At 66.8% G+C, this 19,359-nt stretch carries 18 protein-coding genes; 11 read left to right on the forward strand and 7 right to left on the reverse strand.

Annotated features, from left to right (window positions below; translation table 11 throughout):
- The first annotated feature begins 12 nt into the window (after positions 1-12).
- Together A3A5_RS0123050 and A3A5_RS0123055 are read left to right on the forward strand one after the other, a co-directional pair.
- Entirely contained in the window at positions 13-1,029 is a 1,017-nt protein-coding gene (locus tag A3A5_RS0123050; RefSeq protein ID WP_018312862.1) for a 4-hydroxythreonine-4-phosphate dehydrogenase PdxA, read from the forward strand.
- 91 nt (positions 1,030-1,120) lie between these two features.
- Positions 1,121-2,296: an L-rhamnonate dehydratase gene (locus A3A5_RS0123055; RefSeq protein ID WP_018312863.1), complete on the forward strand. Its 1,176-nt coding sequence runs from the start codon at positions 1,121-1,123 to the stop codon at positions 2,294-2,296.
- A gap of 18 nt (positions 2,297-2,314) precedes the next feature.
- Here A3A5_RS0123055 and A3A5_RS0123060 read toward each other — a convergent pair whose 3' ends face one another.
- Complete coding sequence (locus tag A3A5_RS0123060; RefSeq protein WP_018312864.1) at positions 2,315-3,298, reverse strand: LysR substrate-binding domain-containing protein; 984 nt, start codon at positions 3,296-3,298, stop codon at positions 2,315-2,317.
- A 209-nt stretch (positions 3,299-3,507) separates the two neighbouring features.
- On the opposite strand from A3A5_RS0123060, the gene A3A5_RS0123065 reads away from it, so the two are divergent.
- Together A3A5_RS0123065 and A3A5_RS0123070 are read left to right on the forward strand one after the other, a co-directional pair.
- A complete protein-coding gene (locus tag A3A5_RS0123065) occupies positions 3,508-5,253 on the forward strand; it encodes an IlvD/Edd family dehydratase (protein ID WP_026201031.1) in 1,746 nt (581 codons plus the stop codon).
- 65 nt (positions 5,254-5,318) lie between these two features.
- Positions 5,319-6,668 carry an MFS transporter gene (locus A3A5_RS0123070; RefSeq protein WP_018312866.1) on the forward strand — a complete coding sequence of 450 codons (1,350 nt, stop codon included), beginning with the start codon at positions 5,319-5,321 and terminating at the stop codon, positions 6,666-6,668.
- Between the two features lie 26 nt (positions 6,669-6,694).
- Here A3A5_RS0123070 and A3A5_RS0123075 read toward each other — a convergent pair whose 3' ends face one another.
- Positions 6,695-6,931: a hypothetical protein gene (locus A3A5_RS0123075; RefSeq protein WP_018312867.1), complete on the reverse strand. Its 237-nt coding sequence runs from the start codon at positions 6,929-6,931 to the stop codon at positions 6,695-6,697.
- 242 nt (positions 6,932-7,173) lie between these two features.
- Here A3A5_RS0123075 and A3A5_RS0123080 point away from each other — a divergent pair, with 242 nt between their 5' ends.
- Complete coding sequence (locus A3A5_RS0123080; protein WP_018312868.1) at positions 7,174-7,719, forward strand: GNAT family N-acetyltransferase; 546 nt, start codon at positions 7,174-7,176, stop codon at positions 7,717-7,719.
- A gap of 43 nt (positions 7,720-7,762) precedes the next feature.
- Positions 7,763-8,911 (forward strand): hypothetical protein, encoded by a 1,149-nt coding sequence (locus A3A5_RS0123085; RefSeq protein WP_018312869.1) that lies wholly within the window; start codon positions 7,763-7,765, stop codon positions 8,909-8,911.
- Positions 8,912-8,962: 51 nt separating this feature from the next.
- Here A3A5_RS0123085 and A3A5_RS43545 read toward each other — a convergent pair whose 3' ends face one another.
- Both A3A5_RS43545 and A3A5_RS0123090 read right to left on the reverse strand, forming a co-directional pair.
- Positions 8,963-9,130 (reverse strand): hypothetical protein, encoded by a 168-nt coding sequence (locus A3A5_RS43545; protein WP_157637284.1) that lies wholly within the window; start codon positions 9,128-9,130, stop codon positions 8,963-8,965.
- 90 nt (positions 9,131-9,220) lie between these two features.
- Complete coding sequence (locus A3A5_RS0123090; protein WP_018312870.1) at positions 9,221-9,448, reverse strand: hypothetical protein; 228 nt, start codon at positions 9,446-9,448, stop codon at positions 9,221-9,223.
- 338 nt (positions 9,449-9,786) lie between these two features.
- On the opposite strand from A3A5_RS0123090, the gene A3A5_RS0123095 reads away from it, so the two are divergent.
- Complete coding sequence (locus A3A5_RS0123095; protein ID WP_018312871.1) at positions 9,787-10,335, forward strand: PadR family transcriptional regulator; 549 nt, start codon at positions 9,787-9,789, stop codon at positions 10,333-10,335.
- Positions 10,336-10,389: 54 nt separating this feature from the next.
- Here A3A5_RS0123095 and A3A5_RS0123100 read toward each other — a convergent pair whose 3' ends face one another.
- The gene (locus A3A5_RS0123100) at positions 10,390-11,385 is read right to left on the reverse strand and encodes a nitronate monooxygenase family protein (protein ID WP_018312872.1); all 996 of its coding nucleotides are present in this window, start codon (positions 11,383-11,385) and stop codon (positions 10,390-10,392) included.
- A gap of 61 nt (positions 11,386-11,446) precedes the next feature.
- Positions 11,447-11,881: a nuclear transport factor 2 family protein gene (locus A3A5_RS0123105; protein WP_018312873.1), complete on the reverse strand. Its 435-nt coding sequence runs from the start codon at positions 11,879-11,881 to the stop codon at positions 11,447-11,449.
- 238 nt (positions 11,882-12,119) lie between these two features.
- Between A3A5_RS0123105 and A3A5_RS0123110 the strand changes: the two genes are divergently transcribed.
- Together A3A5_RS0123110 and galE are read left to right on the forward strand one after the other, a co-directional pair.
- Positions 12,120-13,142, forward strand: a complete 1,023-nt coding sequence (locus A3A5_RS0123110; protein ID WP_018312874.1) for a tyrosine-type recombinase/integrase — start codon at positions 12,120-12,122, stop codon at positions 13,140-13,142.
- Positions 13,143-13,287: 145 nt separating this feature from the next.
- The gene (galE, locus tag A3A5_RS0123115; protein WP_018312875.1) at positions 13,288-14,307 is read left to right on the forward strand and encodes a UDP-glucose 4-epimerase GalE; all 1,020 of its coding nucleotides are present in this window, start codon (positions 13,288-13,290) and stop codon (positions 14,305-14,307) included.
- 110 nt (positions 14,308-14,417) lie between these two features.
- On the opposite strand, the gene A3A5_RS0123120 is transcribed toward galE, so the two are convergent.
- Positions 14,418-14,726, reverse strand: coding sequence for an H-NS family nucleoid-associated regulatory protein (locus A3A5_RS0123120; RefSeq protein WP_018312876.1), 309 nt, complete (start codon positions 14,724-14,726; stop codon positions 14,418-14,420).
- Between the two features lie 530 nt (positions 14,727-15,256).
- On the opposite strand from A3A5_RS0123120, the gene A3A5_RS0123125 reads away from it, so the two are divergent.
- Both A3A5_RS0123125 and A3A5_RS0123130 read left to right on the forward strand, forming a co-directional pair.
- Complete coding sequence (locus A3A5_RS0123125; RefSeq protein ID WP_018312877.1) at positions 15,257-17,005, forward strand: methyl-accepting chemotaxis protein; 1,749 nt, start codon at positions 15,257-15,259, stop codon at positions 17,003-17,005.
- Between the two features lie 113 nt (positions 17,006-17,118).
- Entirely contained in the window at positions 17,119-19,086 is a 1,968-nt protein-coding gene (locus A3A5_RS0123130; RefSeq protein ID WP_018312878.1) for a bifunctional diguanylate cyclase/phosphodiesterase, read from the forward strand.
- The last annotated feature ends 273 nt before the right edge of the window (positions 19,087-19,359 follow it).

Consider the following 19,359-nt stretch of genomic DNA (forward strand, 5'->3'; position numbering starts at 1 on the left):
TCCGGAAGTCCAATGAATTCCCGTCCAAGAATCGCCATCGTGCTGGGCGACCCCGCCGGCATCGGTCCCGAACTGATTGCCAGGCTGCTGGCCGATCCCCTGACCGCGGCCCAGGCCGAGATCCTGCTGATCGCCGACCGCGGCGAATGGCGCCACGGCATGCAGATCGCAGGGGTTGACCTGGCGTTGGCAGAGACCGATATGCCGGCCTTCGCCGATGACGGCAAGCCCCGCCTGTACCACTGGCAGTTGCCGGAGCGCCCCGCGTATGCGCGCGGCGAAGCCAGCGCCGAAGGCGGGCGCTACAGCCTGGGCACGCTGGCGCTGGCGCTGCAGCTGGCGCAAGCGGGCCAGGCCGACGCGATCCTGTTCGGGCCGCTGAACAAGAGCTCGCTGCACGCCGCCGGCATGGCGCACAGCGATGAGCTGCACTGGTTTGCCGAGCAGCTCGGCTACCACGGCAACTTCTGCGAATTCAATGTTCTGGACGGGCTGTGGACCTCGCGCGTGACTTCGCACGTGGCGCTCAAGGACGTGCCGGCGATGATCACGCAGGAAAGCGTGGGCGGTGCCATCGACCTGATCGACCAGGCGCTGCGCCGTGCCGGCATGGCGCGCCCGCGCCTCGCGGTGTGCGGCCTGAACCCGCACAACGGCGACAACGGCGCTTTCGGCCGCGAAGAGATCGACGTGATCGCCCCGGCCGTGGCCGCGGCGCGTGAGCGCGGCGTGGCGGCCGACGGCCCGTTCCCGGCCGACACCATCTTCCTGAAGGTACAGGGCGGGCCGTCGCAGCGGCAGTTCGATGCCATCGTCACCATGTACCACGACCAGGGCCAGATCGGCATCAAGCTGATGGGCTTCTCGCGCGGCGTGACGGTGCAGGGCGGGCTGCCGGTGCCGATCACCACGCCCGCGCATGGCACCGCGTTCGACATCACCCAGCAGGGCCGCGCCGATCCGGGCGCCACGCTGCAGGCATTCCAGATTGCCTGCCGCATGGGTGCGCAGCGCCGCGCCGCGGCCTAGCCACTACCTTCACACACCCACAGCAGCAAGACCGCCCCCCCGGCGCGGCCGGGGAGCGTTCGCGCCAACGCATTGCCACCAGGAGCTGAACATGAAGATCACCAACGTCCGCGCCCGCGTCTTTGAATGGAAGGGCAAGACCGTGCCGCCGCAGGCGCATTTCTGCACCAACGCCACCGACATCCTGTTTGAGCGCGGCGACGCCATGGGTTCGTTCCGCTTCCATGGCTGGCTGGTGGTGGAAGTGGAGACCGATACCGGCCTGGTCGGCATCGGCAACTGCGCGCTGGCGCCGCGCGTGGCCAAGGAGATCGTCGACCAGTACCTGGCGCCGGTAGTGATCGGCCAGGACCCGTTCGACAACGAATACCTGTGGCAGAAGATGTACCGCCGCACCCATGCCTGGGGCCGCAAGGGCATCGGCATGGCGGCGATCTCGGCGGTGGATATCGCGCTGTGGGACCTGATGGGCAAGGCGGTCGGCAAGCCGGTGTTCAAGCTGCTGGGCGGGCGCACGAAGGAGAAGATCTGGTGCTACGCGTCCAAGCTCTATAACAACGACGACCGCGACGCGTTCCTGGCTGAAGCGCAGGGCTACCTCGACCAGGGCTTCACCGCGATGAAGATGCGCTTCGGCTACGGCCCCAAGGACGGCCCCGCCGGTATGCAGAAGAACCTCGAGCAGGTGCGCCTGCTGCGCGAGCTGGTCGGCGACGGCGTCGACATCATGCTGGAGTGCTACATGGGCTGGACCCTGGAATACGCGCGCCGCATGCTGCCGCGCCTGGCCGAGTTCAACCCGCGCTGGCTCGAAGAGCCGGTGATCGCCGACGATATCGAAGGTTACGTCGAGCTGAAGAAGGCAAGCCCGTTCCCGATCTCGGGCGGCGAGCATGAGTTCACTTCGTACGGCTTCAAGGACCTGCTGGAGCGCCGCGCGGTGGACGTGATCCAGTACGACACCAACCGTGTCGGCGGCATCACCGCGGCGCAGAAGATCAACGCCATGGCCGAGGCCTGGTCGGTGCCGGTGATTCCGCACGCCGGGCAGATGCACAACTACCACCTGACCATGGCATCAACGGCTTCGCCGATGGCCGAGTACTTCCCGGTGCACGATGTCGAAGTCGGCAACGAACTGTTCTACTACATCTTCAAGGGCGACCCGGCGCCGGACAACGGCTACCTGCAACTGGACGACAACCTGCCGGGGCTGGGGCTGGAGCTGAACGAGGCGTATTTCAGCCAGTTCGACATCATCGGCTGAAGCAGGGGAGGCGCCGGTTCAGGCCGGTGCCTGCCCGCCATAGATCGCCTGCCCGGTCTCGCGCAGCGCATCGGCCACCAGCAGCGCGCCCGGCGACATCAGCCGGTCGGTCGGCGTGATCAGGCCGAAATCGTCCATATGGCAGGGCATTTCCATCGGCAGGATCTCGATCATGCCGAATGCGGCGTAGTACTGCGCCACGTCGGCGGTCAGCACTGCGATCATGTCCGATTGCCTCACCATGCGCGTCAGGAACAGCAGCGCGGCGGTCTCCACCACATTGACCGGCGGCGCCAGGCTGGCGCGCTGGAACATCAGCTCGAAGCGGTGGCGCAGCACCGTGCCCGCCGGCGGGATCAGCCACGCGGCCTCGGTGGTGTCGGCCAGCGACAGGCCCTGCGCCGACAGCATCGGATGGTCCGGCCTGACCACTGCGCACACGGGCTCTTCCGAGAGCGGCTCATAGCGCAGCCGTCCCTTGTCGTGCTCGGGAAAGAGCCGCGCCACCACCATGTCCAGCTTTTCCTGCCCCAGGCGGTCGAGCAGCACGTTGCTGTTGTCGATCTCCACGGACACGCGCAGGCCCGGGTAGCGCGCCTTGATCTGCGCGATCGCCGGCGGCAGCAGCCGTACGCCCGGCGAGGTGATCGCGCCGACCGCCACATGGCCGAGCCGCCCGGCCTTCAGCGCCAGCACTTCTTCGCGCGCCTGGTTCAGGCTGCCGATCACCGCGCGCGCATGCCGGATCATGGCCCGGCCGTAATCGGTCGGCGCCATGCCGCGCGGCAGGCGCTCGAACAGCGGCACCGACAGCATCTCTTCCAGTTCACGCAGCAGTTTTGACGCGGCCGGTTGCGTCATCGCCAGCCGTTCGGCCGCGCGATGGATGCTGCCTTCGTCGGCCACGGCCAGCAGCAGCAACAGATGCCGGGTCTTGATGCGGGTGTGGCTTTGCCAGAGCGGCGCGGCGTCCGGGGCAGGGGAATTGGCGGAGGCTTGCATAAATATACGGGTTAATACCAATGCCAGAATCGATATGGCAATGGCCGAACTCTTCATTAGTAGCATATCGGCAAGCTGCATACACTCCGTCGGACAAAACCACAACGACCGGAGACAGCATGGCCCACGTCGCCATGACGCAACGCCGCTGGATCCGTCGTCCCTGCCATCCCGCCGCCAGCCATGGCGGCCATTACGCCAGGAACAACATGTCGGATTCCAAGGACAAGCAACGCAAGCCGCTGCGCTCGACGGCGTGGTTCGGCAGCGCGGACAAGAACGGCTTCATGTACCGCAGCTGGATGAAGAACCAGGGCATCCCCGACCATGCCTTCGACGGGCGCCCCGTGATCGGCATCTGCAATACGTGGTCGGAGCTCACCCCTTGCAACGCGCACTTCCGCAAGCTGGCCGAGCACGTCAGGCGCGGCGTGTATGAAGCGGGCGGCTTCCCGGTCGAATTCCCGGTGTTCTCCAACGGCGAATCCAACCTGCGCCCGACCGCGATGCTGACGCGCAACCTGGCCGCGATGGATGTCGAGGAAGCGATCCGCGGCAACCCGATCGACGCCGTGGTGCTGCTGACCGGCTGCGACAAGACCACGCCGGCGCTGCTGATGGGCGCGGCCAGCTGCGACGTGCCGGCCATCGTCGTCACCGGCGGGCCGATGCTCAACGGCAAGCTCGACGGCAAGGACATCGGCTCGGGCACCGCGGTGTGGCAGCTGCATGAATCGCTCAAGGCGGGCGAGATCAACCTGCACCAGTTCCTGTCGGCAGAGGGCGGCATGTCGCGCTCGGCCGGCACCTGCAACACCATGGGCACGGCCTCGACCATGGCGTGCATGGCCGAGGCGCTGGGCACTTCGCTGCCGCACAACGCGGCGATTCCCGCAGTGGACGCGCGCCGCTATGTGCTGGCGCACATGTCCGGCATCCGCATCGTCGAGATGGCGCGGGAGGACCTGACGCTGTCGAAGATCCTGACGCGCCAGGCGTTCGAGAACGCGATCCGCGTCAATGCCGCGATCGGCGGCTCCACCAATGCCGTGATCCACCTGAAGGCGATCGCGGGGCGCATCGGCGTGCCACTGGAACTGGAAGACTGGAGCACGGTGGGGCGCGATACGCCGACCATCGTCGACCTGATGCCGTCGGGCCGCTTCCTGATGGAAGAGTTCTACTATGCCGGCGGCCTGCCGGCTGTGCTGCGCCGCCTGGGTGAGGCAGGCCTGCTGCCGCATCCCGGTGCGCTGACCGTGAACGGCAAGGCTATCTGGGACAACGTCAGGGACGCGCCGATCACCAGCGAAGAGGTCATCCGCCCGCTGGACCAGCCGCTGATCCGCGATGGCAGCATCCGCATCCTGCGCGGCAACCTGTCGCCGCGCGGTGCGGTGCTCAAGCCTTCCGCCGCCACGCCGAAGCTGCTGCGCCATCGTGGCCGTGCGGTGGTGTTCGAGAACCTGGAGCACTACAAGGAACGCATCGTCGACGAGGCGCTCGATGTCGACGAGAACTCGGTGCTGGTGCTAAAGCGCTGCGGCCCGCGCGGCTACCCGGGCATGGCCGAGGTCGGCAACATGGGCCTGCCGCCCAAGTTGCTGCGCCAGGGCGTCAAGGACATGGTGCGCATCTCCGATGCGCGCATGAGCGGCACCGCCTACGGCACGGTGGTGCTGCACGTGGCGCCGGAAGCCGCGGCGGGCGGACCGCTCGCCATCGTGCGCGACGGCGACTGGATCGAGCTCGACTGCGAGGCCGGGCGCCTGCACCTGGACATCGACGAGGCCGAGTTCGCGCGCCGCATGGCCGAGGTGCAGCCGCTGCAGGCGCCTGCCGGCGGTGGCTATCGCAAGCTCTACGTCAACCACGTGCTGCAGGCCGACGAGGGCTGCGACCTGGACTTCCTGGTGGGCTGCCGCGGCCGCGAGGTGCCGCGCCACTCGCACTGAACCCCGGCGCCGGCTGCCGCCGCGCAGCCGGTGCGACCCTGCCCAACAATAATAGGAGACTCGCCATGCATGGCACCCAGACCGCGCCGATGGAGCGCGCCGCCCCGACACAGGGTGAACATTCACAAGCGATGGAGGAAAGCCGCATCATCGGCATGCTGGTGCGCCGGCTGATCCCGTTCCTCGCGTTGATCTACGTGGTCGCGTATATCGACCGCTCCGTGGTGGGCTTCGCCAAGCTGCATATGAACGCGGCCATCGGCATCAGCGATGCGGCCTACGGCCTGGGCGCGGGCCTGTTCTTCGTCGGCTACTTCCTTTGCGAAGTGCCGAGCAACCTGGCGCTGGAGCGCTTTGGCGCGCGCCGCTGGTTTGCGCGCATCCTGTTCACGTGGGGCGTGATCACCATGGCGATGGCGCTGACCAGCGGCCCCCACAGCTTCTACGTGCTGCGCTTCTTGCTGGGCGCGGCCGAGGCGGGCCTTTACCCCGGCATCCTTTACTTCCTCACCAAGTGGTTCCCGATGCGGCACCGCGCGCGCATCATCGGCCTGCTGGTGCTGGCGCAGCCGATCGCGCTGATCATCACCGGACCGATTGCCGGGCTGGTGCTGTCGACCCATGGCCTGTTCGGCATGAACAACTGGCAGACACTGTTCGTGCTCAGCGGCCTGCCCGCGGTGCTGCTGTGCCTGCCGACGCTGAAGCTGCTGCCTGAGTCGCCGGCCAGCGCCGCGTGGCTGGCACCGGCCGACCGTGCCTGGATCGAACGTGAACTGGCCGCCGACCAGGCTGCGTATGCGCTGAAGTCCCACGGCAATCCGCTGCGGGCGCTCAAGGACAAGCGCGTGCTGCTGCTGTCGCTGCTGTTCCTGCCGTTCCCGCTGAGCATCTACGGGCTCTCGCTGTGGCTGCCGACCATCATCAAGCAGTTCGGCGTCACCGATGCGATGACCGGCCTGCTGTCGGCCGTGCCATACCTGTTTGCGGTGGTCGGACTCTACCTGGTGCCGCGCCACTCGGACCGCAAGCGCGAGCGCTATGGCCATATCGTGGTGGTGTCTGGCATGGCGGCGGTGACCATGGCGCTGAGCGCATGGGCGCAGTCACCGGTGCTGCAGTTCCTGTTTATCTGCCTGACGGCGTTCTCGATCTATTCGATCCAGGCGGTGGTATGGGCGCTGCCGGGCGAGTTCCTGACCGGCGCCAGCGCCGCGGTGGGCATCGCCACGATCAACTCGCTGGCCAACCTCGGAGGCTACTTCGGGCCCTATGGCATCGGCGTGATTAAGGACGCCACCGGCAGTCTCTCGGCCGGCCTGTACTTCCTGGCGGCGATGCTGCTATTCGCGGTGGTGATGGCCTTCGTGGTGCGCGCGGCGCTGCGGCCTGCGGCTGGGCGTGCCGGCGCCTGAGGGCATGGCGGGTGCATCAGGCGGCCTCAGGGCCGCCTTTTCTTCCACTCGTAGTCCGGCGGTGGATCCGCCACACCGGCCCGGCCGACCGCGTTGGGATTCTCCGAGCAGAGCGTCACAAAGCTCACCGGCTCGCCCGCATGCTGGCGCTGGCGCAGCGCTTCGGCAAAGCGCAGGGCTTCACGCATCGCATCGCCGGGAAATGATTGCGCGTGGGGGCTGAGTCCGGTGTCGCTGGCTTCGGACCAGTAGACCATGTACATAGCGCTTCCTCGTCGTTGTGCCGGGTAACCTGCAGGGTGCTGCAGCGTTCATTCCTGGCGCGGGTGGTTACTGGCCGGCTGGCTGGTCGGTCCGGCGTGCCGATTGCAAGCCCGAAATCCGCCTTTTGCAAGCGTTTTGCAGGGCGCGGCATGGAACTGGCAAAATGAGCGCTTCCTGGCCTGACGGCTTTGCGGCGAGGCTGACCCGTTCGCTATGCCGTCGCCGTTTCGTGCCGCCAATCATGCCCGATTTTGCACTGATCCCTGCTACCGCTGCCGATGCCGACCGGCTTGCCGCCATGCACACCGCCAGTTGGCAGCAAACCTATCCCGGCATGCTGCCGGCCGCCTATCTGCAGGAGCAAGCCTACCCGGAACGGCTGGCGGCCTGGCGTGCCCGCATGCTCCACGGCGCGGACGGCCCGGCGGAAGTCACGCTGGCCATGGTCGATGGCGAAGCCGCCGGCTTTGCCTGCCTGCTGCCTGAGGCCGAGCCGCAGTTCGGCGTTTATCTCGACAACCTCCACGTCCTGCCGGCCTTTCACGGCCAGGGACTGGGAAAGCGTTTGCTGGCGCATTGTGCTCAGCGTGTGGCCGAGCACTGGCCCGGACGGCCGTTGTTTCTCTATGTGCTGGAAGCCAATACGCAGGCGCGCGATTTCTACGAGCGGCTGGGTGGTGAGGCATCCGACGCATTCGAGGACGATTTCCCCGGCCCGGACCTCAGGGTCATGGTTCGTCGCGTGACCTGGCCGGACGTAGCTGCCCTGGTCAGGCGCCTGGGCTGACCAGCGCCGCGAGCCGGGCTAACGCCAACAGGAGAAGCCATCCATGCTTCAGACGTTCGCTCTCGACCTGCCAGGGAAGCCGGCCAGGCGCCTCGCCTGCGTGACCATGGCCTTAGTCGCACTGACTGGCTGCGCCAGTGCTCCCCCGGCACGCTTTGTCACCAGCAAGCCAGTCGAGGCGGCGGCCAAGGTGGCATCGTCCAGGCCGCACTGGCAACGGGTGCACCTGGGCGCAGGCGCAGGCTATGATTTCCCGGTCTATGCCAACCACCGTCTCGACGCCGACCTGTCGCGCATCCGCGAGGTGGTGTTCGTGCAGCACGGCCTGCAGCGCAACGGCGATGATTACTACGCCGCCGGCGCGGCACTGCTCAAGGCCAGCGGCCGCAATCCTGATGAAGTGCTGCTGGTCGCGCCCAACTTCCCCGGCACGCCGGACCAGGGCAAGGGGTTCGACAGCATGCCGCAGTGGTCTGCGCAGGGCTGGATGAGCGGTGAGAACGCGGTCAATGCGCCGTTCACGGTCAGTTCGCTGCAGGTCTTCGATGACCTGGTCGCCTTTGTCACCGACAAGGCGCGCCTGCCGCAGGTGACCAGGGTGACCGTGGCTGGGCATTCGGGCGGCGCGCAGGTGGTGCATCGCTATGCCGTGCTGAACAACGTTGACGAGCGCATCCGTGCGCGCGGCATCGATCTGCGCTACGTGGTGGCGAACCCGTCGTCCTATCTCTACTTCACGCCGGTGCGTCCTGCGGGTGAGGACGGGAAGTCGTTCGCACCGTATGACAAGGCCGTCTGTCCCGGCTACGACAGGTACCGCTACGGCATGCAGGACATCGTGCCTTACGCCAAGGGTGCCAGCGGCCTGGCGCTGTACCAGCGCTATGCGGGCCGCCAGGTGACCTACCTGGCCGGCACAGAAGACAACGACCCCAACCACCGCGTGCTCGACAAGGCCTGCGGCGCCGAAGCCGAAGGCCCTACGCGGCTGCAGCGCGCACGCGGCTACCTGCGCTATGAGCGATACCTGTCGGGCACCGGCCTGGTGCTGCGCCACCAGGCCTATGAAGTGGTGGGCGTGGGCCACGACCAGGCACGCATGTTCGGCTCGCAGTGCGGCGCCAGGGCGGTGTTCGGCATGGCGGAGTCGGCCAATCCGGACGGCGCGGCCTGCCGTGCGCCGCAGCTCTGAGGCAGGCGCTGTACGCGGCGCCCGCGTGCCGGTCTGTCTAGCGCGGGCGCATCATGCAAAGCCCGGCTTGGCGACCATCAGCCAGAACACCGCCACAATGCCGTGAAGGCCGGGATGCCAAGCCAGTATGCATATTCCTGCCATGCGTTCGTAGTAGCGCTTCCAGACCCGGATTGTATGAAATTGACCAGCCGTTTGGCGCAAGGGTTGGAAGAACAAGAAAAAACCCGCGAACTTCGCGGGTTCAAGTCCCTGCCCGCAGGAACGGGCTCGGAGGAGACAACCACAGGGAAGCGGTTACGTGCCTGGTCAGCCCAGGCTGAATTTGACAACCTGTTCTTCGACGCCGACGAAACGCACCAGCTGGCGCAGCCCGCTGGCATATTCCTTGATATGGTGCCCGTCCGGCGTATCGGGCAGCCGGTAGTAAATGGGCGCCTTGTCGCGCATGGGCGGCAGGATGCCGAACGGGAGCTCGCCGGCGTCGGCTTCCCAGGCCACGTCGCGCTCTTCGGTAAGCAGGATTCTTCCGGTCATGGACACACTCCAGGATTGCTGCAAGGTGCGGCCGGGGGCGGATATGCGCTCGCACTGGATTTCAATGTATGGAATGTATTGCATCAAGGGCAGAAATGCTATTCAGCGTTTTTTAATTCTGTCTGCCAGGAAATTTCTAAACTGACAAATTTGATGAATGTATGGCATTTGTTGGCGACGCCGATGACGACCTCGCTGAGGGCGCAGCGCAAGGCCGGCATTGCGATACCATAGCGCCAGCCCTGCGAAGTGCGGCTACCGGCGCGTTCGGTTCCGGGTCTGCCGCATCCGCTTCCAACCTTTTCCATCGCCCCCCGGACGGGCCACTGCCCAGACGCATGTCGACCCAGCACGCCTTGTTGATTTCCCTGATCGAAAAGCCGTCGTCCGGTTATGACCTGGCGCGGCGCTTTGACCGTTCCATCGGCTATTTCTGGCATGCCACGCACCAGCAGATTTATCGCGAGCTGGGACGGATGGCTGACAGTGGCTGGATTGCCGCGGATGAAGCCGAGGCCGTGGAAGGCGAGACCGGTGCCGGCGATCGCAAGAACCGCAAGAAGGTCTACCAGGTGTTGCCGGCCGGCCGTGACGAACTGGCACGCTGGGTGCTGACCCCCGGCGCCAGCCTGGACCAGCGCGAGGAAATCCTGGTCAAGCTGCGCGCCGATGCGGTGATCGGGCCGCTTGGCCTGGGTGACGAGATGCGGCGGCTGATCGCGCTGCACCGGGCCCGGCTGGAGACTTACCTTGCCATCGAGCGGCGCGATTTCTCGGCGCCGGACATGGACCGCGCGCAGCAGTTGCGCTATGCGCTGCTGCAGCGCGGCATCCGCTTCGAGCACGACTGGGTGGCCTGGGGCGAGGAACTGCTGCCGCTGCTGTAGCCGCGCCCCGCACGGGCGGCGGCTACAGCCTCCCAGGCCAGGTAACTGGCTGCGTCAGGCCAGATCGACGGCACGCGTGCCGGCCTGCCTGGCTTCACCCAGGCCCAGCCGGCGGCGTGCCAGCGCATATTCCTCGGCAAAGCGGCGCACCAGCTCGCCCGCGGGCACCACGCGCTTGATTGCGCCCACGCCCTGGCCGGCGCCCCAGATATCCTTCCACGCCTTGACGCTGGCAGAGCCGAAATTCATCTTCGACGGATCGGATTCGGGCAGCGCGTTCGGGTCCAGGCCGGCGCGCTCGATGCTGCCGCGCAGGTAGTTGCCGTGCACGCCGGTGAACAGGTTGGAGTAGACGATGTCGCTGGCGGTGCTGTCGACGATCATCTGCTTGTAGCCGTCCTGCGCGTTGGCTTCCTGCGTGGCGATAAAGGCTGAGCCGATATAGGCCAGGTCGGCGCCGGCGGCCTGCGCGGCGAGGATGGCGTCGCCACTGGAGATCGAGCCCGACAGCAGCAGCGGGCCGTCGAACCATTCGCGGATCTCGTGCAGCAGCGCGAACGGCGACAGCGTGCCGGCATGGCCGCCGGCACCCGCGGCAACCGCGACCAGTCCGTCCGCACCCTTCTCGATGGCCTTGCGCGCGAAGGCGTTGTTGATCACGTCATGCAGCACGATGCCGCCGTACGAGTGCACTGCGTCGTTGACTTCCTTGCGCGCGCCCAGCGACGTGATCACGATCGGCACCTTGTAGCGCACGCACAGCTCCAGGTCATGCTCAAGCCGGTCGTTGGACTTGTGCACGATCTGGTTGACGGCGAACGGTGCCGACGGGCGGTCAGGGTGCCTGGCGTCGTGTTCGGCCAGCTCGGTGGTGATGCGGTCCAGCCATTCTTCCAGCTTGGGTGCCGGGCGCGCATTCAGCGCGGGGAACGAGCCCACCACGCCGGCCTTGCACTGGGCGATGACCAGGTCGGGGTTGGAGATGATGAACAGCGGCGAGCAGACCACCGGCAGCGACAGCCGGTTCTGGAGTTGGGCGGGAAGGGCCATGGGTGAAGTCTCCTGGGTAATCCGGTAAAACGAAAAAGCGGTGCTGCGAAACAGGGTTGCGTCAGGCCGCGCCGGACAGCACGTCCTTCTGGCTGGCCAGGCGCGCGCCCATGGCGGCGGCCAGCGCCTCCAGGCCCGAGCGCGGGCGCACCATGACTTCGAACTCGGCAATGCGGCCGGCGTCGTCGAAGCGGATCATGTCGATGCCCTTGAGCGCCTTGCCGTCCACGGCCGCGCTGAATTCCAGCACCACGCTGTGGCCGTCCTCGCTGACAAAGCTGCGGTGATAACGGAAGTCCTGGAACACCTGGTTCACCGTGGTCAGCACCAGTGCAATGGCGGCGCGGCCGGGATAGGGGGTGTGCGCGACCGGCGAGCGGAACACCACTTCATCGGCCACGATGGCGTCGAGCCCTGCCATCGAGCCGTTGGCCAGCATCTGGTGCCAGGCTTCAAGTGAGGCCTGTGCGGCGGGAATCAGGTTGGTGGTGGTCACGTCGGTCTCCTTGGCTGGCGTCGGTGCGCGGGCGTCTCGTTTGACGGGGTCGGATGAGAGGTGGTTTTATGCGTCAGTTCTATGCAACCAGTTGCATAGTGGGTGGAAAGGTAGCATGCGCCGGGGCACGGTGCAAGCGATGCCGGGCCAATGGTGCCGGCGCCCCGCCGCGCAGTGACGGGTTGTCTACAATAGGCGGGATCCCAACCCCGCACGCCGGCCCCCGGCAGGAGAGTCAGTGACCACTAAGCCCTCCGCTGCCCATCCCGAACAGGCGGCCTTGTTCGATGCCGACCTGGCCGCCTGGCGTGACCATCCGGAGCGCGCGTTCGACGGCTGGCTGGCACGGCATGGCTTCCGGCACGGCACCAGCGTGGTGTACCGCGCCATGTGGGGCAAGCTGCTGCGCTGGTCGGCCGAGCGCGGGCTGCCGCCGCTGAGCTGGTCCGCGGAGCAGATCGGTGAGTTCCTGGACGCGCAGCAGCTGCACAAATCGCACCGCTATCGCTACACGCGGTTGATCGAACGGGTGTTCCATCATCTGGCGCGGCTGCGCGAGGGCATGCACAACCCGGCCAGCCAGGCGGTGCGTGCCCACCTGGCCGAGGGCGAGAACGATCCCACTGCGTTCCTGCTGCCGGGCGAGCGCGATCTGCTGGTGGCGCGGATACTCGGCCCGGCCGGCATGCCGGCCGGCGACATGCACACCGCAGCATCGCCGACCCAATGGAAGCGCGCCCGCGATGCGGCCCTGCTGGCGGTGCTGCTCGGCGGCGGCCTGAAGGTAGCCGAAGCCCGGGCGCTGCGGGTCGATGCCATCGAAGCTGGCGCACCCGGCCGGATGGCGCTGCGCATGGTCCGCGAGGACAACGGCCGGGCCTATACCGTGCCGCTGTTCAGCCTGGCCCATGCGCCGCTGCGGGCCTGGCTGGCATTGCGCAAAGCCTCCGGCACGCTTGGCGGCCTGGTGTTTCCCGCCATGCCCGCGGGGCGGCCGATGCATGCCGCCTCAGTCTACCGGCGCGTGGAGATCCTGCTGGATGAGGCCGGCGTGCTGGCCGGCCGCAGCGAACGCGCGTCGCCGCAGACGCTGCGCAATACCTGCGCCGCCATGCATTTCGAGGCCGGCATGGCGCCGGCCGAGGTCGCGCAATGCCTGGGCATGCGCGACCTGGAGTCCGGCTGGCGGCTGCGCGCCGCCTATGAAGCCTGGCAGGCGCGGACAGGGCTGCTGGCGCAAGCGCCGGGGAGCCGCGCCTAGCATTGCCCGCGCCCTGGGCGCAACGGCAGATCGTGGATAATAAGCAGCTTCGCCGGCTTACTCGGCGGAAAGTGGTGCTTACGACACTTTTTGAATCCGCCAGGCCAAGGCCTGGCCCTGAATCGAATTCCGACGCCTATTTTCCATGCCTGAAACCTTGCTTCTGACCGGTGCCACCGGCTATATCGCCTCGCATACCTGGATTGCGCTGCTCAATGCCGGCTACCACGTGATCGGCCTGGATAATCTGTGCAACAGTAGCCCGGTGGTGCTGGAGCGGCTCGCCACCATTACCGGCAAGACCCCGCATTTTGTGCAGGGCGACGTGCGCGACCGTGCGTTGCTGGACCGGCTCTTTGCTGAACACCGCATCAGCGGGGTGATTCATTTTGCCGCCCTCAAGGCCGTGGGCGAATCCGTGAGCCAGCCGCTCGAGTATTACAGCAACAACCTGGGTGGGCTGCTGACGGTATGCGCGGCAATGGGCGCGGCCGGGGTGAAACAACTGGTGTTCAGTTCTTCGGCCACGGTTTATGGCAATCCGCATGCGGTGCCGATCCTGGAGGATTTCCCGCTGTCGGCCACCAATCCGTATGGCCAGACCAAGCTGATGGGCGAGCAAATCCTGCGCGACCTGGAAAAATCCGATCCGGACTGGCGCATTGCCTACCTGCGTTATTTCAATCCGGTCGGCGCGCATGAAAGCGGGCTGATCGGCGAAGATCCGCGCGGTATTCCGAACAACCTGATGCCATATGTGGCGCAGGTGGCCGGCGGGCGCCGTGAAAAGCTGATGGTATTCGGCGGCGACTACCCGACACCGGACGGCACCGGCGTGCGCGACTATATCCACGTCTGCGACCTGGCGGACGGCCACCTGGCGGCGCTGGGTTACCTGCGCGAGCAGGGCAAGAGCATGACGGTGAACCTGGGCACGGGCCGCGGCTACAGCGTGCTGGAAGTGGTGCAGGCCTACCAGCGTGCCAGCGGCAAGCCGGTGCCGCATGACATCGTGGCGCGGCGCCCGGGCGACATCGCTTCGTGCTACGCCGATCCCGCGCTGGCCAACCAGCTGCTGGGCTGGCGCGCGCGCCATGACATCGACCGCATGTGCCAGGACTCATGGCGCTGGCAGTCGATGAATCCGCAGGGGTTTGACGCCTGACGGCCCGGACGGGCGGTGCCGCGGCGTCGTGCGGGCGCCGCGCAAGGCCGGAAAACAAAAACGCCACGGATGAATTCCGTGGCGTTTTGCCGTCTGCCGGATCCCGTGTTTCAGCGGATCAGGAAGTCTTCAACCGCCTTGCCCTGGGCCAGGGCCTGGGTCAGCCAGCCCGGGCGCTTGCCGCGGCCGGTCCAGGTATTGCCGGCGCTGTCGCGATAGCGCACCGGCACCTTGCGGTTGACCGCCTTCTTGCCAGCCGGCGCCTTTGCGCCAAAACCCAGGTCTTCCGCGGTCAGGCCATATTGCTCGATTTTCTCGCGAATATCCGCGATCACCGTGGCCTGTTCGCGTGCCTTGATTTCCTCGGCCTGCTTCTGCAGTTCACTGATTTTCTGAACGATTTCCTGATAAGTCGCCATTGGGTCCTCGGTTTCCGGTGGAGTGGAATGCGGTGGGTGTGTGCGGGGGTGAAAATGCTGAAAACAATTATAACGGGGTAACCGCCCGCTGCAAATCCTGCCGTACTAATCGGATGCTGTTTTTGCGAAAATTCTTGGTGCCGATAATTGTGTGAACTTTCGGTGTCGTGGTCTGTCCCGGCATTTCCCTCGTCGTCGTCGGCGTTACCCGGCCGCAGTACCGGCTGCAGGCTCGCAAATGGTGCGACCGTGCGCAAACCGGCCCGGCCGCAGGCAGCCTCCGCCAAAATCAAATCGCCATAATCGGCCGCGGAAAATTCGCAAAGGCGTCTGCGGCGTTAGCGCGGCAAGCCACGTGGCGTATATACGACACGCCGGTTATCGCCGATTAATTGCGCCCGCCACCGGCGCGGCGGCTCAAGTACGAGGAGGCGGCGCCGTTATCCGGGCAGGGCGGATCATCTGGGCGTCGATCCTGCCGGAACGGGGCCAGGGGTGTGTCCCGCGGGTTGACACAGTCTTCTTTCATCATGTCCTTCCACAACCATATCCAGATCAAGACCCTGCTGCGGGGCGCCATGGGAATGCTGTCGCTGCTGCTGTTACTGGTTGGCGGTGCCGGCCTGCACGGTATTTCACAAAGCAATGATGCCCTCAGGGAGACTTATGCCAACCAGCTCGGCTCCACCATCGCGCTCAGCGAGGCGATGCAGGCCACCACGCGCATGCGCCTGGCACTGGACCGCAACGTGATGCAGGGCGAGCAGGACGATCCCAAGATCCACGTGGACCGCTCCAGGGTGTTCGTGGAGGCTTCGGAGGCTGCCTGGAAGCGCTATATGAACCTGCCGCAGAATCCTGAGGAAAAAGAGCTCGCCGCGGAACTGGGCACGCAGCGCCAGGCGTTCATGGAGCAGGGCGTACTGGCGCTGCAGGCGGCTTCACTGGCGGGCAACCAGGAAGAGGCCCTGCGGCTGGCGAAGAAGGTGCTGCCTGACCTGCAGCGCAGCATGTCGAGCGTGCACGAGAAGCTGCAGAAGTTCCAGATGACTGCCGGGCAGGCCAACTTCGATGCTGCGCAGGCCAGCTTTGCGCGTATCCGCATGCTGTCGATCGGGCTGATCGTGCTGGGCCTGGCGGTCGCCGTGCTGTGCACGGTCACGCTGAACCGCGCCATCGTCACACCGGTGCAAGAGGCGCTGTCTGTGTTCGAGCGCATCGCCCGCGGCGACCTGACCTCGCGCATTGCCAGCGTCTCGAAGAACGAGATCGGCCGCATGATGCAGGCGCTGGCCGCGATGCAGGCCAGCCTGTCGGGCATCGTTGCCGAAGTGCGCACCGGCGCCGATTCGATGGCGTCGGCCACGCAGCAGATTTCCACCGGCAACCTGGACCTGTCGCAGCGCACCGAGGAACAGGCCTCGTCGCTGGAGCAGACCGCCGCCAGCATGGAAGAGCTGACCACGGTGGTGCGACAGAATGCCGACAATGCGCGCCAGGCTGGCGTGCTGGCCAACGAGGCCTCGCAGATCGCGCTCAAGGGCGGCGATGTGGTGGGTCGCGTGGTCGACACCATGAACGAGATCAACGGCGCCTCGCGCAAGGTGGTCGAGATCATCAGCGTGATCGAGGGCATTGCCTTCCAGACCAATATCCTGGCGCTCAATGCGGCGGTGGAAGCCGCGCGTGCCGGCGAGCAGGGCCGCGGCTTTGCCGTGGTGGCGGGCGAGGTGCGCAGCCTGGCGCAGCGCTCGGCCTCGGCCGCCAAGGAGATCGAGGCGCTGATCGGCGAGTCGGGCCAGCGCGTGGAGAGCGGCACCCGGCTGGTGGCCGAAGCCGGCCAGACCATGGGCGAGATCGTCCAGGCCGTGCGCCGCGTGACGGACATCATGAACGAGATCGGTGCCGCGTCGCAGGAGCAGACCAGCGGCATCGAGCAGGTCAACCAGGCGGTGACCCAGATGGACGAGGTGACGCAGCAGAATGCGGCGCTGGTGGAAGAGGCCGCCGCCGCAGCCGGGGCGCTGGAAGGACAGGCGCAGAAGCTCAAGAACGTGGTTTCGGTGTTCAACCTTGGCGCGGGTACGAGGGTGGGGGCAAGCGCGGCCGCGACGGCTGTCGCTGGCCGTACCGCATGCACCATGCCGGTGCGGCCGGCGACAGCCGCGGCGCCACGTGCCGTTGGTGCCCGCCCGGCCGCGGCGCTGCCGGCAGGCCGTCCGGCGGCGAGGCCCGCGCTGGCCATTGCCGGGGCCGATGATGACTGGAGCGCGTTCTAAACCATTGTCCCCACCATTGCCTTGTTCACACGGCGACTGCAAGATGCCATGATGCGGGGTTTGCCCCGCGTCCTGACCTTCTTCGCGCATTCTCTTCATCATCGCGCAGCCTAATGATTGCCCTGAGTTCCGTCCTGTTGCTGCTGGCTGCCCTGCTGGGCGTGGCCGCCGCCCTCGGTATTCGTGCCGGGCGTGCGGACCAGTCAGCCGGTGGCCGCTCGCTGCGCACGCTGACCTTGTCGGCGGCACTGTTGTCGCAATTGAGCGTAAGCCTGCCAGTGCTGGTGGTGATGCTGTCGGGCAGCGTGCCGGCGGCCAACGACACGGCGCAGATGGCGGCCAGCTTCGCCGCCGCCGCAGCAGCCACCGCGGCCGCCAAACTGCTGGTGCAGTGGCTGCGCCAGGGTACGCGGCTGTGGCGTGGTGCGGCGATCATGGCGGTCGTCGCTGGCGCCGGGCTGGTGGCCGCGGCCGGCACGCACCTGGGCCGCGCCTGTGGCGCGGGCTCGGTCTCGGCGCGCGCCTGCATCGATGCCGCCGGCCTGCCGCACCCCGCCTGGCTGGCGGGCGGGCTGACCGCGTTGTGCGCGCTGATGTTCGCCGTCCACCGCGCGCAGTCGCGTGGCTTGCTGCCGGCGCACAACGAAACCGGCCTGGCCGATGAGCTGGCGGACGAGGCGCACGGACTGCCGCGCGGGCACGAGCCCCGGCTGGCGCGGCGCGGCGCGCGCATTCCCGGCCGCCCCGGCCGTCTTACCGTGCGTGCCGCCGCGCGCGGGCAGGGGACGGTGGGCGAATACAGCGTGGCAACGACGATGCCTGACCGCGTCGCCTTCGGCCGCTGGCTGGACCAGGCGATTGCGCAGGCGCGGCTGGCCGAGACCGGCTGCGCCGTGTTGCTGATCCATATTGCCGACTACCGCGAAGTCGACGAGGTCTTCGAGATCCGCGCCGACGATATCCTGGCCCAGGACGCCGGCGCGCTGGCGCAGGCCGTGCTGGAGCCGCATGACTTCCTGGCCCGGCTGGCGCGTGACGAGTTTGCCGTGGGGGTGCCGGAGCTGGTGCACCACGGCCGCGCGCAGGAGTTGGGCTCGCGCATGCTGAGTTGGCTGGCCGAGTTCATTGCCGCGCGCGGCCTGCAGATGCAGATCGGCGTGAACATCGGCATTGCCGTCTATCCGCGCGATGCGCAGACCTCCGAGACGCTGATGCAGGCCGCGCGCGTCAGCCTGGCCGAGGCCCGCCAGAGCGGCTCGAACCAGGTGCGTCAGTTCAACAGCGCCGCCGGCGAACGCGCACACCGCACCCGCGTGATCCGGCGCGACCTGTGGCCGGCGATCCAGGACGATGCGCTGTCGCTGCAGTTCCAGCCCAAGTACGACGCACGCCGGCGCACGCTGGTGGGCGCGGAGGCACTGTGCCGCTGGCGCCATCCCGCGCTGGGCCAGGTGAGTCCCGCCGAGTTCATCACCGTGGCGGAGCAGTCAGGCCAGATCGACAAGCTCGACGACTGGGTGCTGACCAGCGTGTGCCGGCAGGTGCGCCAGTGGCAGGACGCCGGCGTGCCCACCGTGCCGGTGGCGATCAATGTCTCGGGGCTGCGTTTTGCCAGCCGCAACTTCCCGCAGTACCTGCTCGAGCAGATCCACCAGCACGATATCCCGCCGTCGGCGATCACGCTGGAGATCACCGAGACCGCGGCGATGAAGGATATCGTCAAGTCGCTCGAGACGCTGGCCGAGCTGCAGTCGCTTGGCATCCAGGTGGCGCTGGACGATTTCGGCAGCGGGTATTCCAGCCTGGGCTATCTCAAGCGCCTGCGCGTGGGCACGCTCAAGATCGACCGCACGCTGATCGGCGGGCTCGATGCCGATGCGCAGGGCCGCGCCATCGTCGGCTCGATGGTGGCGCTGGCGCATGAGTTGCGTATGAAGGTGGTGGCCGAGGGTGTTGAGTCGGTATCGCAGCTGGAGATTCTTAATGAGATGGGCTGTGACGAGGTGCAGGGCTACCTGTTGTCGCTGCCGCTGGATGCGGCGGGATTTGCCGAGGCCTTGGGGGAGCAGGCTGGTGCGTGACGGCTAAAGGTTGGTTCTTTGCTTCGGCAATGTGGTTGGGTGTTGTGCTTGGCTAGCGTGGGCTGTTTCGCCGGCGTAGCCGGCGAGTCACTTTTTGTCCGAGCGACAAAAAGTAACCAAAAAACGCGTCGCCTGAGCGGCTGGCAATCCATTCCTCGGCGTTGGCCCGTTCCCACGGCGGTGCTTGCCGTTCGATGTGGTTGCCCGTTCGAGCCTGCTACGCCATGTGAGTCAGGGGCAGTGCCTTCGTTAACCCACTATTGAACGATCCCC

This window comes from Cupriavidus sp. UYPR2.512, assembly GCF_000379565.1.
In the GTDB taxonomy this organism is placed as follows: domain Bacteria; phylum Pseudomonadota; class Gammaproteobacteria; order Burkholderiales; family Burkholderiaceae; genus Cupriavidus.

Coding starts and splice junctions, on each gene's coding strand:
- A3A5_RS0123055 (WP_018312863.1), top strand. CDS start 1,121: ATGAAGATCACCAACGTCCGCGCCCGCGTCTTTGAATGGAAGGGCAAG.
- galE (WP_018312875.1), top strand. CDS start 13,288: ATGCCTGAAACCTTGCTTCTGACCGGTGCCACCGGCTATATCGCCTCG.
- A3A5_RS0123075 (WP_018312867.1), bottom strand. CDS start 6,931: ATGTACATGGTCTACTGGTCCGAAGCCAGCGACACCGGACTCAGCCCC.
- A3A5_RS0123065 (WP_026201031.1), top strand. CDS start 3,508: ATGTCGGATTCCAAGGACAAGCAACGCAAGCCGCTGCGCTCGACGGCG.
- A3A5_RS0123120 (WP_018312876.1), bottom strand. CDS start 14,726: ATGGCGACTTATCAGGAAATCGTTCAGAAAATCAGTGAACTGCAGAAG.
- A3A5_RS0123095 (WP_018312871.1), top strand. CDS start 9,787: ATGTCGACCCAGCACGCCTTGTTGATTTCCCTGATCGAAAAGCCGTCG.
- A3A5_RS0123100 (WP_018312872.1), bottom strand. CDS start 11,385: ATGGCCCTTCCCGCCCAACTCCAGAACCGGCTGTCGCTGCCGGTGGTC.
- A3A5_RS0123050 (WP_018312862.1), top strand. CDS start 13: ATGAATTCCCGTCCAAGAATCGCCATCGTGCTGGGCGACCCCGCCGGC.
- A3A5_RS0123060 (WP_018312864.1), bottom strand. CDS start 3,298: ATGCAAGCCTCCGCCAATTCCCCTGCCCCGGACGCCGCGCCGCTCTGG.
- A3A5_RS0123085 (WP_018312869.1), top strand. CDS start 7,763: ATGCTTCAGACGTTCGCTCTCGACCTGCCAGGGAAGCCGGCCAGGCGC.
- A3A5_RS0123125 (WP_018312877.1), top strand. CDS start 15,257: ATGTCCTTCCACAACCATATCCAGATCAAGACCCTGCTGCGGGGCGCC.
- A3A5_RS0123070 (WP_018312866.1), top strand. CDS start 5,319: ATGCATGGCACCCAGACCGCGCCGATGGAGCGCGCCGCCCCGACACAG.
- A3A5_RS0123090 (WP_018312870.1), bottom strand. CDS start 9,448: ATGACCGGAAGAATCCTGCTTACCGAAGAGCGCGACGTGGCCTGGGAA.
- A3A5_RS0123080 (WP_018312868.1), top strand. CDS start 7,174: ATGCCCGATTTTGCACTGATCCCTGCTACCGCTGCCGATGCCGACCGG.
- A3A5_RS0123130 (WP_018312878.1), top strand. CDS start 17,119: ATGATTGCCCTGAGTTCCGTCCTGTTGCTGCTGGCTGCCCTGCTGGGC.